The sequence below is a fragment of the Nocardia sp. NPDC049190 genome (assembly GCF_040648115.1).
GTDB lineage: Bacteria > Actinomycetota > Actinomycetes > Mycobacteriales > Mycobacteriaceae > Nocardia.
In genome coordinates this window covers 1-14,239 of the sequence record NZ_JBEZDE010000049.1, presented here as the reverse complement: position 1 = coordinate 14,239, position 14,239 = coordinate 1, and the positions used below count along the sequence as shown (strand labels likewise).

General features: G+C 66.6%; 13 protein-coding genes. All 13 read left to right on the top strand.

Going from position 1 to position 14,239, the window contains the following annotated elements:
• The first annotated feature begins 50 nt into the window (after positions 1-50).
• Positions 51-368 carry a hypothetical protein gene (locus tag AB0B25_RS28315; RefSeq protein ID WP_357185703.1) on the top strand — a complete coding sequence of 106 codons (318 nt, stop codon included), beginning with the start codon at positions 51-53 and terminating at the stop codon, positions 366-368.
• Between the two features lie 29 nt (positions 369-397).
• A complete protein-coding gene (locus AB0B25_RS28310) occupies positions 398-1,693 on the top strand; it encodes a PPE family protein (RefSeq protein WP_357185701.1) in 1,296 nt (431 codons plus the stop codon).
• Between the two features lie 14 nt (positions 1,694-1,707).
• Positions 1,708-2,016 carry a hypothetical protein gene (locus AB0B25_RS28305; protein ID WP_357185698.1) on the top strand — a complete coding sequence of 103 codons (309 nt, stop codon included), beginning with the start codon at positions 1,708-1,710 and terminating at the stop codon, positions 2,014-2,016.
• Positions 2,017-2,060: 44 nt separating this feature from the next.
• Entirely contained in the window at positions 2,061-2,375 is a 315-nt protein-coding gene (locus AB0B25_RS28300; RefSeq protein ID WP_357185695.1) for a hypothetical protein, read from the top strand.
• Between the two features lie 53 nt (positions 2,376-2,428).
• Positions 2,429-3,259 (top strand): ESX secretion-associated protein EspG, encoded by an 831-nt coding sequence (locus AB0B25_RS28295; protein ID WP_357185692.1) that lies wholly within the window; start codon positions 2,429-2,431, stop codon positions 3,257-3,259.
• A gap of 34 nt (positions 3,260-3,293) precedes the next feature.
• The gene (locus tag AB0B25_RS28290) at positions 3,294-4,823 is read left to right on the top strand and encodes an AAA family ATPase (protein WP_357185689.1); all 1,530 of its coding nucleotides are present in this window, start codon (positions 3,294-3,296) and stop codon (positions 4,821-4,823) included.
• Positions 4,820-6,343, top strand: coding sequence for a type VII secretion integral membrane protein EccD (eccD, locus tag AB0B25_RS28285; protein WP_357185687.1), 1,524 nt, complete (start codon positions 4,820-4,822; stop codon positions 6,341-6,343). The genes AB0B25_RS28290 and eccD overlap by 4 nt, the downstream gene beginning before the upstream one ends.
• Positions 6,343-7,701 carry a type VII secretion-associated serine protease mycosin gene (gene mycP, locus AB0B25_RS28280; RefSeq protein ID WP_357185684.1) on the top strand — a complete coding sequence of 453 codons (1,359 nt, stop codon included), beginning with the start codon at positions 6,343-6,345 and terminating at the stop codon, positions 7,699-7,701. The genes eccD and mycP overlap by 1 nt, the downstream gene beginning before the upstream one ends.
• On the top strand, positions 7,698-9,422 hold the full coding sequence (eccE, locus tag AB0B25_RS28275; protein ID WP_357185681.1) for a type VII secretion protein EccE: 1,725 nt from the start codon (positions 7,698-7,700) through the stop codon (positions 9,420-9,422). Before mycP ends, eccE begins: the two co-directional genes overlap by 4 nt.
• A 15-nt stretch (positions 9,423-9,437) precedes the next feature.
• Complete coding sequence (locus AB0B25_RS28270; protein WP_357185679.1) at positions 9,438-9,794, top strand: helix-turn-helix transcriptional regulator; 357 nt, start codon at positions 9,438-9,440, stop codon at positions 9,792-9,794.
• 78 nt (positions 9,795-9,872) lie between these two features.
• A complete protein-coding gene (locus AB0B25_RS28265) occupies positions 9,873-10,901 on the top strand; it encodes a discoidin domain-containing protein (RefSeq protein WP_357185677.1) in 1,029 nt (342 codons plus the stop codon).
• Between the two features lies 1 nt (position 10,902).
• On the top strand, positions 10,903-11,604 hold the full coding sequence (locus tag AB0B25_RS28260; RefSeq protein ID WP_357185674.1) for a hypothetical protein: 702 nt from the start codon (positions 10,903-10,905) through the stop codon (positions 11,602-11,604).
• A 167-nt stretch (positions 11,605-11,771) separates the two neighbouring features.
• The coding region (locus tag AB0B25_RS28255) for an NAD-glutamate dehydrogenase domain-containing protein (protein ID WP_357185671.1) at positions 11,772-14,239 on the top strand (2,468 nt) is incomplete at its 3' end.

Genomic DNA, 14,239 nt, shown 5'->3' with positions numbered 1-14,239 from the left:
CAAGTACCGCTCGATCCGAGATGGTAGTTACGCTCGATTGGAGTTTCACCATGGCACTCCCTACCGCTGTCTCTCCAGACCATCTGCAACTCACCAGTGCGCAAATGTGTGTCACTCAGGCCGCCATGACTTCCGTGGTGGCCACCGCGGCGCCTGCCACCTGCCCGTTCCCGGCTGCCTTCGACGACGCGAGCTGCCTGGGATCCGCAGCCTTCATCCAATATTCTATGGACCAATTCTTGCCGGGTACGGTGGAAGGCCTGGCCAACCTGCTCGGTGGTGCCGAAGTGCTGGTGCCCGTGAGTACAGCGTATTTGACCACCGACGTCGCCGACGGGGCAGTGGTCCAGTCCTGCCAGCCTCTCTAACGCCGAGCCCTCATTGAGAGGAGGCTGCCGTGTTATACGCAGCGTATCCACCCGAGGTCAACTCGGCGAGGCTTACCTTCGGGCCGGGTCCTGTCCCGATGATAGAGACCGCTGCGGCTTATTCGGCCATCGCCGAAGGATTGCTGGCGGCGGCGGCTGGCGCAGACGGTCAGACTACGGCGATGGCTGTGACGTGGGAGGGTGAATCGGCCAACAGTGCGCAGCAGGCATTTCGTAGACATGCCAATTGGTTGCGCACGCAGGGGGGAGTTGCGCAGTCCGTCGCGCAACACGCGCTCGTTCAGGCGGAGGCGTACACCAGCGCACTGGCCAGTATGCCGCCGTTGCCGGTGATTCTGGCGAACAGAGCGGCGTCAGCGGCTTTGGTGGCGAGCAATGGCATGGGTCAGAACATGGCTGCACTCGCCATCAACGAAGCGATCTACCTGGGCATGTGGGCGCAGGCTGCCGGGACGATGTACGCGTATCACGGGGCGACGTTGGCGAATACGGCTACGCTGCCGCCACCACCGACCGCACCGCAGATCGTCAGTCCGTCGCCTCTGGGTTCCGACCCTGGACTCAGAGCGGATCCAGGCGTAGATCGGATCGTCCGTCCCGAGTCGATCCGTACCGGGACGCAGGACCACGCTGGGACACAGGACAATTCTGTGACGCAGGACACCGGCAAAACGGGTGACACCACTCCGGATTCGCCAACCCAACCCGACCAGCCGGGCCAGCCGGGCCAGTCCGACGTCGGTAACACGCCGTCGGACGTCCAACAGCCCACCGATCCGATGCAGTTGCCCTCGGATGCGCCTTATGGCTCGGAGGGGTTGATCGACGGAACAGCGCAGGACACCGGCTTCTTCGGAACCTCACAGGGTTCGTCCACTCTGGCCGCCTTGAACGGCGGTGTGGGGAGCCTGGCGGGAATCAGTTTGATGCGCGGCGGTCTGGGTTCCATTCCGGGAGGCGCTACCGGCTTCCGAATGCCGACGAATTGGTCGCTCGGTAAGGGGACCGCATTCGGTGCTCCGCTGAACAACGGCGCGAACACCGCGGTTCCGGCCCGCAAAGGCCCGCCGCGCGGCGCCTTTGCGCCTAAGACAGGACGTCGTCGCCGGGACGACGAGAAATCCAAGAAACCGGCGACCGTATTCGTCCCCGGAGAACCTCAGGAGGTGCCGGTTCTGGAGAAACCCCCAGTCATCGGTGTGATCGAGTATGTCGATGAGCCTGAACCGCGTCTCGATGATTCCGACGCACACCTTGTCAACGTCCTCGGCGAACCCGACCGAGGCCAGTTACACGCTTCATAAGATAAGGAAAAGATATGGCAACCAGCTACACCGGCGATCCTGCTGAGATCAACGCCGCCGCCAAGAAGTTCTTCACGCATGCCGACACGTTCAAGACCCACATGGGGATCCTCGAGGGCATCAAGATGGAGTACGCCCCCGCGGTTCAGGGAGTCACCGGCACTGCCATTCAGAGCGGGATGCAGGGAGCCCTGGACAAGGGATCCAAGCTGCACCAGACCTTCATGGAGATTGTCGACGCGCTGAACAACGCGGGCGCCAGTTTCGACGCCCAAGATCAAGAGGGCGCGTCAAATGTCAACAAATACAATCTCAATTTCTGATCTGACGGTCTGCGGCAAAAAGCCATCGAGAAAGGTTTCCGAAAATGGCTCTTGTAAATAAATACGACGAGGTCGAGGGCCTGGTTGTTCGCACCGACAAGGTGCTCAGTGACATGACAGTCGACGCCGGCGAGCGGACCACACTGGTCAATCTGGTCGCTGAGAACTTCCAGGGTGCCGCCGGTACCGATAACTACGAGCTGCAGCAGCGCGTGGGAAGGCTGATCGACCAGTACAACGAGGCGCTGACGGCCTTGAAGAGTGCAACCAAGCAAGTATCTGGAATCGACGGTATGTTCCGGGCGGTCGACGTTGGCCAGGGCATGAGGTTTCAGGGCATCGGAACCGGCGGGATCTAGACACTCCGTGGTTCGACTCGCAATTCCGGTATCGGCTGAGTGTTCGGTGTGACATGGAGGCCGATCCGGTTTTGGTCAATCTGAATGTGGATGCGGCCTTGGTGCTGCAGTCCATGCTCGACATCGATTCCTTACCTCCGGTATTGGCGTTGATGCCGAATATCTACAACGAGGCCGACCGGGCTCGGGTACATGCTGTCGTCCTCGACGAGCTCGTCAGTGCGGGCGTAGTCGAGGACGACCGCGTGCATCCCACGATCGCACAGTGGATGCGATGCCTGTACCGGCCGGATATGGAGTTGGTTGCCCGCATCGTAGATACCGGCCGCGATGGTGAGCCGCAGGCGATGCTCCGGTTGTCGTTCGTGCGCAGTGGCGAGACGCATGTGCTGGCGGTGCGCTGTGACGACGAAGTGGTCGTCCAGTCGGTGTTTCAGCAGGGCCGCGACCTGCACACCGTCACGGCGGCTCTTGCCGCTGCGTTAGGGCCTTGCCCAGCGCTACAATTCGTGCCACTGACTGCGACACTGGAGCAGTTCACCGAGGTCCCGTCCGATCCCGATGAGCGGCGACACGCGTTGTTGGAGTTGGGGGCACAGCCACACACCGCGGGTGTGCTGAGCCGAGTGCTCGATCAGGTGGTGCGTCGCGCCGAGGTCCTCGTGATCGAGCATCACGACGGAAGCTCGGCGGAGCCGGAGGTATGTGTGAGCGTGCTGGACACACCGTCGGGGCGACTCATCGTCACCCCGAGTAGAGCGATGGACGGGGAGATCTGGTCGACGTACGCTCCGGGCGACGACGCCGCCTTGCGGTCGGGCATCGCCGCCCTCGTCGATCTGCTACCCGGCCAAAGTTGGTTCGACACCAGCAGAATGAGCTGAGACGTCGGACCGTGGTTGTCGAGAGGACGACGAAATGAACCGAGCACCGAGCACCAACGGTCATTCGGCCGATGCCGCGCGGGCTCGCGGCGGTTACGACGCGTACTTCGCACAGACCGGCGAGCTGACGGACACATCCGTCACGCAAGGGCCGGCCCCCGAAGCCCGCCAGGATGCCGCCACGTTCACCCACGTCGATCCCATAGTCGGTGCGCCTCGCGAGCGGCAGGCGCCCCCCGCCGCCGAATCCGGCGCTCGCCCGGCCCAAACCGTCGTCGGACCGCCGCCCGGGGCGAGTCCGCCGCCGCCGGCGAGCGTGCAGCCCATCGACCATTCCGTTGCGCAACCGACGGCGGTTCCACAACCGATGGCTGAACAGCAAGCGGCTCAACAACATACGGCTCGAGAACAGCCGGCCGAGCAGTATCAGAACGCGCAGCAGGTCGAGTACTCCGCCGACCAGCCGTCGCAAGCGATCGCCCGGACGGATCCCGCCCAGCCGAGTCAAGACTGGCAGCCCGGATCGGCGACGGCCTGGGTTCCCGAGCGGGTCGACCGCTCGGCTTACGAGCAGACGCCACGGATCGAGGTGTTGCCCGCCGCGCTCAGCTCGATCGAACTGCTGGCCGACATCTCGGCCGCGCGTCGCGCTCAGCTGCGCTCCAACTCCGGCGTCCGGGGCGCGTTGAACAAGGTCGGTTTCAACTTGGGGCTCTCGCCGGCCGAACAGCGTGCCGAGGATCGCCGCAACCGCATCCGGCGCCAGCTCACCGCGACCTACCAGATCGCGGTGGTGAGTGTGAAGGGCGGCGTCGGCCGCACCACCACCGCCGCGACACTCGGCTCGACCTTCGCCAGCCTGCGTCCGGACCGGGTCGTCGCGATCGACGCGAACCCGGACTTCGGTGATTTGGCCACCCGTACCAGCAGGCACCCCTATGGCCTGACCTTGCGTGACCTGGCGCAGTCGCAGAACCTGGACGCGTTCTCCGCGGTCCAGTCGTTCACGTCGATCAATACGGCGGATCTCGCGGTGATCGCCTCGCCGTGGACCACCGAAGCCACCGAGGCGCTCTCCGGCCGCGAATACGCCACGGCCGTCGAGGTTCTACGGCGGCACTACAACCTGCTGCTGGTCGACTGCGGCACCGGTGTGCTCGATTCCGCGACCGCGACCGTCTTGCAGACCAGCGACGCCGTAGTCGTGGTCACTCCGGCTACCGTCGGTGGCGTGACCGGGGCAGTCGCCACGCTCAACTGGCTGAGCGCCCATGGCCTGCAACACCTGATCGCCAAGTCGATCGTGGCGATCGTGCACCACCAGCCGGTGAAGCCGACCGTTGATGTCGACGCGATCGAGAAGCTGTTCGCCACCGCCCAGCGCCCCACGTGTGTGATGCCCTACGATGCCCATCTGGCCGAAGGCGGCGAGATCGACCTGCGCTTGCTGGAGAAAGAGACGTTGCTCGCATACGAGGAAATGGCGGCCTGGTTGGCGGATGGATTCCCCGGGTACCTGACCGGCGGCGCCGACAGCTCCAGTGATCGTGGAGGGTGGCGATGAGCACTGCCGTGGCGCCCGCGGCGTCCGCGACACAGCCGTCGGCCGAGGTCGCCCGGGCCCGAATCGCCGTGATGGTCTCCACCTACCAGGTCGACGTGGTGGTGCCGACGAAGTTCACGATCGAGACGTTCATCGACGATTTGCTGGTCGTACTCGCCTCGGCCATCGATGACGAGAGCGTCGACTTCACCCCGCCACAGGGGCAGTGGAGTCTGGCTCGCCCGGGCGAGCCGCCGATCCCGCGCTGGCGCAGTCTCGCCGACCACGACATCGATGACGGCACGGTGTTGATGCTGTCCGTGGTCGAATCGGCGGAGGTGTTCACGCCGGTGGTCGAGGACATCACCGACGCGCTGGCCCTGATCAACGAGCGCGAGTTCGCCGAGTTCGACGCGAATACCGCCGCGATCGTCGGCCTGGCCACGCTGGGCGTCGGGGCGTCGGCAGTGGCCGGAATGTTCGCGTGGTCGTGGACCCAGACCGGTTCGATCTTGTGGTGCGGGCTGCCCGCCCTCCTCCTCGGCGTCGTCTGTTGGGGCGCGGCCGCCGCTGTCCGGCGGCGCGGCGGCGCGGCGAAGATTTGTCTCGGCTTGTCGTTGTCGGCCACGCCGCTGCTGTTCGCCGGTGGTGCGATGCTGGTGCCGCCCGCCTACGGCCAGCCGGGTCCGTTCGCCGCGGCCAATCTGGCAGCCGGTGCGGTGGTGGCCGCGGTCGCGGCCGCCACCATGATGCGGCTGAGCGGATTGGGCATCGCGACGCTGATGGCGGTGACGGTGCTCGGCGTGGCCGTGACCGTGGCGGCGCTTCCACTGACCTATCTGGATCTGTCGGTCGGTCAGGTGGCAGGGGGCGCGGTTTTCGTCGGGATCGTGCTGTTGACCGCCGCGCCGCGCTTGGCCGTGGTGATCGCGCGGATTCGGCCGCCGGATCTGCCCGACCCGGGCAACGAGGTCTCCCCGACGACCCTGACCGATCTGTTCGACGCGGAGACCGTGCGTGACGATCACGAGCACACCGAGGACAGCGAACTCCAGCGCCGAAACGCCGAGGTCGGTATCGAGGGCCGGGCCCGGCTCGCGGTGACCAGCCTGCGCGGTCTGATCGCCGCGGTCTCGACCCTGTTGTCGGTTTCCGCCGTGATCACGGCCGCGGTCGCCCCGGGTGGTATCCGGGAGATCGTCATGTCCGCGGCGATCGCGGGCTTGTTGGCGATGCGTGCGCGCTGGTATCCGGATCGCGTACAGGCGATCGCCCTGATCACCGCCGCCGCGGTCACCGTGTGCGGCGTGAGTTTTGTCTTGGTGGGCGCCTACGAGAGCCCGGCTGCGCGTCTCGTCGTCGGACTGGTGGCCGTCCTTGCCGCGTGTGCCGGATGCGCCGCGGCGCTCAACCTGCCCGGTAAGCGACTCTCCCCGGTCACCCGGCGGGTGATCGACCTGGTGGAGTATGCGCTCATCCTGGTTGTTCCGGTAATCGCCTTCTGGATCATGGGTATCTACACGGCGATGCGAGGGATCTGATGAAGGTCGGCAGCGCCGCTGTCGCGGTCCTGGCCGGGGTACTGCTGGCCGTCACCGCCGCGCCGGCTGGTGCACTGGAACCGCCTCAGGTGGTGGTCGGGTCGCCGCCCGCGGATGATCCACCGGGGCCGGAACTCCCGATGAAACAGAACAAGGGCTGTCTGGCCTCGGGCGTGCTGCCGGACAGCGATCTGTCCCGCACACCGCCGCCGGAGTTGGCGCTGGATCTGCGGCGTGCCCGCGCTCTGAGCCGGGGCGCGGGCGTCACCGTCGCGGTGATCGATACGGGCGTGCAGCCCGGTCCGCGGCTGCCCAACCTCGTCGGAGGCGGTGACTACATCGCGGCGGGGGGCGATGGACTGTCCGACTGCGACGCCCACGGCACGCTGGTGGCGGGCATCATCGGCGCGACGTCCGACCCTACGGACGGATTTGCCGGTGTCGCACCTGATGCGCGAATCATCTCCATCCGCATCCGCTCTGGGGCGTTCACCCCCGATACGCCGAACTCCGATCCCGACCAGAGGATGGCCGTCGATATTCGCACGATGGCGCGGGCGATCACCCGCGCGGCGAATCAAGGAGCCGGGGTAATCGTCATCTCGTTGCCCATTTGTGTACCCGCGGAGGCGCGGGTGGACCAGTCCATGCTGTCGGCCGCCATCGGACACGCGGTGCATGTCCGTGGCTCGCTCATCGTCGCGGGCGCGGGCAACGCCGCGGGAACGGCCAACTGTGCGCAGAATCCGGATATCGACCCGACCCGGCCCACCGACACGCGCAATTGGCGAGACGTGAAGACGATTTCGACGCCGGGCTGGTTCGGGGCCGATGTGCTCACGGTGGGATTCACCACTGCGACCGGGGCGCCGATGCCGGATTCGTTGACCGGCCCATGGGTTTCGGTGGCCGCACCCGGAACCGGCATCGAATCGCTCGGACCCGGCGGCGGCGGTCTGATCAACGGAGTCGGCGAGCCGGACAAGCTGGTGCCGGTCGGAGGTGCTTCCTTCGCTGCGGCTTACGTCGCCGGAGTGGCCGCGCTGTTGCGGTCGCGCTTTCCGAACGAAACGCCTGGCGAGATCGCTTCCCGCCTGCAGGCCAGCGCGCACGCTCCGGCCCGTGGCATCGACAACACGGTCGGCGCGGGCATGATCGACCCGCTGGCCGCGCTGAGTTATCGCACGCCCCCAGCGAAACCCGCCGGGCTGTTCCAGTCCACGGAGCTGGTCATGCCTGCTCCGGCCCGCGCGAAAGACGTTCGGCCGGCAGTCGCGGCGACCGCCGTCATCGTCGTGGCGGTGCTGCTCGGTCTCGGTGGAAGTCGCGCCAACACCCTGCTGCGGAGGCAGCGGTGAGTTTTCCGAGTGTTCGGGTCGGCGGCGTCGATCGTGGTCCCTTCGCCACGATGGTGGTGGTGGGGAGCCCACTGCTGGTCGGCTTGTCTGCCAAGACGCCGTGGTGGGTGAGCGCCGTCGTAGTCACGGTCCTGCTCACCACGGTGACCGTCCGGGTCGGTGAACGCACCAGCGCGCGCTGGTTGCTCGACTGGACCGAGTACCGTTTCGGTCGCACCGCCAGGGCGCGAGAACGGGTGGGGCAGGCCCGGATCCGTGACGTGGAGGTCGCCGCGGGCGTGTGCGGCATCAACGAGGCGAGTACCACGCTGGTCGCGATGATCCAACTCGCGCCCAACCTCGATCTGCCGACGGTGATCAGCGAACGAACTCTCTACACCGAGGACACCATCCCGGTCGACCTGCTGCACCCGATGCTCGACCACTTCGGCATCGCGGTCGACATCGACATCGTGACGACCGGGCAGCGGGTGCGGTCGACCGGCAGCTACAGCATGCTGTACGACCAGCTGATCGGCTCCCACCCGGTGGTCGGTGACCGGCTGACCTGGCTGGTGGTGCGGCTGGACCAAGAACGCAACCTGGCCGCGCTGAGCAAGCGTGGTCCGTGCTCCGTAGCGGCGCCCAAGGCACTGGCGAGCGCCGCGCACCGGATCGCAGGACGACTGCGCGAGCGCGGTATCGCCGCGCACGCGCTTCCCGCGTCGGCGTTGCGAGACGCCACGCGGTTGCTGCATGCCGGGGTCGAGCTGTCCGATCTGCGGGAGACCTGGGGTTGCCTGGAGTCTTCGGTGCCCGGGCGTTGTGTGACCAGCTTCTTGATCGACTGGACACGCCTGGACGGCGTCGGCTTGGACGACTGCTGGACCTGGAACCGTGGCCGCACCACGCTCGTGGTGAGCCTGAGCGACAACACGGCGGGTCCGCGCGCGATCGTCCGATTCATCGGGCCCGCCGTGACTACCGAGCCGCCGGACTACCTGCGGCTGCTCGGCGGAAACCAGTCGACAGCCCTGCTGGCGTCGCTGCCCACCGGCTCCTCGGTCGGCGCGCTCCGCAGTGCGGAGTCCGGCTCCGACATCGCCCCTGACGACCTCGTCGCCGATCTGACCATCGCCATCGGCCCCAACGGCCAGATTCTCGGCGCGATCAGCGGGCAGCCGCGGCACACTCTCGCGCTACCGCTGTTCGACCCGGCCCGATACAACCCGCGCAAGCGCACGATCGACGTGCACGCCATGCTGCCGGTGGCCCAGCAGATCATCCTGCGGGCGATGGTGGTGGGCGCGGATGTGGAGATCCACTCGGCGCGGCCGGACAGTTGGCGGCAACTGGTCGCCGCGGTCGGCGACCCGCGCTCACTGCGGCTGGCGGAGCGCGGCGTAGCGGGATCGGAGGTCGGTGGCGCGACGGACGGGGAGATTCCCGCGACCATCGCTGTCTTCGACCACATGCCGCTGCGGGCGTCCAGCGCGCAGACGACCGTCACGATCAGCGAGCCGGGTGGCCCGCGTCGGCGGGCCGTCGATCTCGCGATCAACCAGGTCAGCGCGACCGCGGTGGACGTGAGTATTCCGATGCGCACGGTGCGGGTCGACCTCATCGAGCCAAGAGGCGAAACACGCTATTTCGATTCCGTCGACGGCCCGCCCGCGATCACCGCGGGTAGCCATGGGCCCACGGTTGCGCCGCCGCAACCTGGTGGCCGTCGCGTGAGCTGACGGGAGTGGTCGGTAATGTCTATCACCGTGGTAGCGGACACGCATTCCGAGGGCGGCGATCTCTCTCATCAGCAGGACGCCGGGGATGCACTAACCCCGAGGCAGGCCGCCGCGGCGATCTTCTCCAGCCGGTTGTCGGAGCTGATCGCGGAATCCGTCGTCTCCACCGAGGACGGATCGACGCGGTCGCTGACGCTGTACTCGTTGGCGCAGCACCTCGAATTGGCGTACCCGGATGTGCCGGTGTCGCAGTCCGGTCTGTATCGGCTCATCCACGGTGACGCCATCCCGCGCCTCGATCTGGTGATCGCACTGGCCCGGGTGTTCGATGTGCCACCGGAGTATTTCGTCACCGAGGAGAAGAAGCGCTGACCGAGCCCGAATGCTGTTCTCCCCAGTGGGAATAACGTTTCGCTCGGCATACGGCCTGACCCGGATACGATCCGGTTCATGCCCGACGAGGACCCGGGAGATGTATTTCTCCGTCATCGAGGTGCGGTCCTGGACGCATTGCTGTCCGATCCGTCGTTGGGGCCCTCCAGCGTGGCGACGCGGGAATCTCCCGAGCCTGTCGAGACTCCCGAATACAGCGTCCCGTCGTTCGGAATGCCCGACTTCGATTCGGAGCCGGAGGAGGTCGCGCCACGACGCCGCGCGGGTGACGGCCCGCGGGCGAGCGAGCGCATTCTCGCGCTGCTGAACGGTCAGCCGCAGGAATCCGCGGCCACGATGGAATTCGGGAACGACTATTCCGCGGTATCCGCCAAGCAGGTCGCGCCCGAGGAACCGGAACCGGTTCGCCCCGTATCCACACAGGCGGACCGGCTCGCGCCCGTCAAACAGGTCGGGCAGGACGCACTGACTCAGTTGCGTAAACCGAAGGTGGCGCTGGCTGTCGGCGCTGTCGTCGCGGTACTGCTCGTTTTGCTCCTGATCACCACGGGTGGCCAGGAGAAGGACACGGCGCAGAATGACCTCCTGGTCATCACCCCGCCGCCGACGTCGGCGGCGCCCCCGACATCTGCCGCTCCGGCGGCGGGATCCATCATCCAGGTGAAGTCGGCGGATGCGAAGTGTCCGCCGGGAAGCACATCGGCGATGGACGCCTTCGGCGGGCAGTCGGGTAAGGCGTGGTCGTGCGTGCGGGCCTACAAGGTCGACGGCCAGGTCGTGACGATCGATCTGGGCAAGACCTACCAGGTCGACTCGATCGGTATCGTTCCCGGTTGGGACAACATCAGTTCGGACGGTACCGACCAGTGGGGCAAATACCGTACGGTGAGCCGGGTTTCCTACCGGCTCGATGACGGGAACAAGACCGTGTACACCCAGCCGACGCTCGATCAGCGGACGTTGGTGGTGACCAAGATCGATCCGCCGGTGAGCGCTTCGCGGATCGTGCTGACCGTGCTGGAATCCAAGGGCGACCCCTCGGTCAACACCACCGCCATCTCCTCGATCGTCATCACGGGGCGATGAGGTGTCGAAGCTGTCCGAGCTGATCTGCCAATATTGTGCGCACCGCAACACGGGCGCCGACTCTCGCTGTGGGCACTGCGGCGCGCCGTTACGCGCGGTCGCGCACGCTGTGGAGACCGTCGTCGAGGAGACGCCCGCCAAGCTCGCGAAGGTTGCCAAGGTCGCCGAGAAACTCGGTGCCGATGCGGAAAAGATTGTGGGCGGGGGATATCCGCGCTGGCAGTGGCGCGCGGTCGGGGTGGCCATCCTGGTCCTGATTGTGCTGGCCATCGTCGTCGCGCGATCCTGTTCGGTGTCGTTGCCCTCGCTGTCCTCGCTCCCCGGAGGTATGGGTATGCCGGAGCAGATCACGCCGGAACCTCTGCGGTCGGCGGCGGCGTGTCAGCCGCTGGACTCCAGTGGGAAGAGCGAGAAGTGTGTGATCGCGGCCAACCATCCGATGCTTTTCGGTGGCATCGCGGGCGGCAGGGAGCTGACCTTCTATGCCGAGCATGCACAACCGGATCGCCTGGCCGACGCCATCTCTCGGTGGCGCGCCGCGGGTGGCACGACGCTCGTCGACGGTCCCGTATACGTCGCGATCGGGCCCTCGGCAACCGTCTGGTACGCGGACACCCGCGCGGGTTTGAAGTTGGAGACCGGGACGTTCGCCGGTAAGACGGGCGCCCAGACCTTCCTCTCGCGAGCAGGTCTGGTCCGCTGACGGGGTGCCACTCGGATCCCCGGGCGGAAAAGTCCCTGATCCGGAGGCCGCGACCGCTGTCCGGCAAACATGATTATGGTTACACTGTTGATTGTGCCGTTATCTAGCGGTACGTTATTTGCAGTACGAAAACGTACGAGCGCAGTTCTCGGGAAGGCAACGGATCGATGGTGGCAACCACCCAGCAGACGATTACATCGCAGCGGTTCCGCGATGATCCGACCGATCTAGAGGCGGCCTACTTCCGGTGGATCCAGCCGGGCCCCTCGAGTTCGGCGATCACCGATCGCGCCGAGCGGATTTTCCGGCAACATCTCGAGCTTGCCGCCCACCGCGCGTCCGGTTCGGCGACCACACGGGTGTACCGGCCGGACGACAGCACCGGACTCGGCGCGGCGATCCAGATCGTCAACGACGACATGCCGTTGCTGGTCGACTCGGTCACCGCCGCGCTGCGCCGTTTGGGCGCCACGGTCACCGAAGTCGTGCACCCGGTGTTCAACGTCTCCCGCGACGCGGACGGCAAGTTGCTCGCCATCGCACCCCGTGACGGGGAGGCCGAGCCCGTCGCCGAGTCCGATGGCCACACGCTGCGCGAGTCGTGGATCCATGTCCAGCTCGGCGCGGGTCTCGCCGACGAGCTGGTGGACCGGATCGAGCGCGAACTCCCGCTTCTGCTGGCCGACCTGCGCCAGGTCGCCGACGACACGCCCACCATGGGCGAGATGCTGACCACCGTCGCCGACCAGCTCGACCAGGCCGCGCAGTGGGCTGACGACGCCGAGATCCCCGAATGCGCCGAGCTGCTGCGCTGGCTGTCCGACGGTCACTTCACCCCACTCGGGTACGGCTACTACCACTTCCGCCGCTCCGCGCCGAGCGTGGACGCGGACTTCGAGCCGTGGCAGCTGCCGGGAACCGGACTCGGTGTCCTCGGCAACGGCGCCGTCGCCGACATCAGCGTGCCGGTGGTCGGCGCCAAGCGGACGGTCCTTCGCCTGGCCAACGGCTCAGTGGACTCGCTGCTGCCCGGCTCGCGGCATCTGTACTTCATCAGCGTCGCCGACTATGGCTCCAGCGATCCCAGTGGCCGCGCGGCCGCGGGCGACACCGTCGCCATGGTGAAGGGCGAGCACGTCTTCGTCGGTACCTTCACCGTCGCCGGGCTGCATGAGAACATCCTGGACATTCCGGTCATCTCGCGCCGTGTGCTGCAGGTCATCGAATGGGCCGGATTCGGGCTCGACTCGTTCTCCGGGCAGGCGATGCTGGAGATGATGCAGTCGTTCCCCCGGGTCGAGCTGTTCTCCACCGACGCGCGCCGGCTGTTCGAAACCGTCTCCGCCGTGATGAATCTCGGCCTGCGTCGGCAGGTGCGGCTGTTCATCCGGCGTGACGCGCGCAGCGCCGCCATCTACTGCCTGGTCTACATGCCGCGCGACCGCTACTCCACCGAGGTCCGCCTGCGCATGGGCGACATTCTGCGAGAGGAGTTCGACGCCGAGCAGATCGCGTATTCGGCGCGTGCCACCGAATCGGAGCTTGCCGTCGTCTACTTCACGGTGCACCGCAAGCAGGGTGCGGAACCGGCCGACATCTCCGAGGAGAACCGCGAGCGGATCCAGGAACTGTTGTTGGCGACGACCTGGACCTGGGGTGACCGCTTGGTGGCCGAGGCCGCGGGCGCACCCGACGTACCGCAGGCGCTGGCCACCGACTACGCGGCCGCCTTCCCGGCGAGTTACCAGCAGGAGCACGAGCCCGCGCACGCGCTCACCGATCTACGACGGCTCGAGCGGCTGGCCGACGGCGCCATCGACACGAACCTGTACCGGCAGCGGGAAACATCCTCGGCAGAATGGCGATTCACGCTGTATGTGGCGGGCGAGGGAATCTCGCTGAGCCGCGTGCTGCCGGTACTGCACAGTCTAGGTGTGGAAGTCGTCGACGAACGGCCCTACCGCATCACGTTGCCGGACCGCCCCGACCGGTGGATCTACGACTTCGGCCTGCGGGTCACTTCGGCGCCGCTGCGCGAGGCCATCGACAGCGAGCCGTCGGCGCACCTCGTGCATTCGGCCGATGTCGCCGCGCTGCCGGAAACCAGTGTGCGACGGCGCTTCCCAGAGGCCGTGACCGCGATGTGGTTCGGCCGCGCCGAGGTCGACGGACTCAACGAACTCGTGCTGCGTGCCGGGCTGCACTGGCGTCAGGTGGTGCTGCTGCGCGCGTACGCGAAGTACCTGCAACAGGCCGGATTCGCCTACACCTTCGGCAATATCACCCGCGTGTTGCTGACCCATCCGGTGACCGCGCGGTCGTGCACCGAACTCTTCGCCGCGTACTTCGATCCGGACGGTGTCGGTCCGGAGGCCGCTACCAGGGCCGCGGAGATCGCCGAACGCGTGCAGACCGAGATCGATGCCGTGGTCAGCCTGGACACCGACCGGATTCTGCGTGCCCTGTTCGGCCTGATCGAGGCGACGCTTCGCACGAACTACTACGTGACCGACGACGCGGGCAACCCGCTGGAATACCTGTCGGTGAAGCTTGATCCGCATGCGATTGCGGAGTTGCCGAAGCCGCGGCCGCAGTTCGAGATTTTCGTGTATTCGCCGCGGGTGGAGGGTGTGCA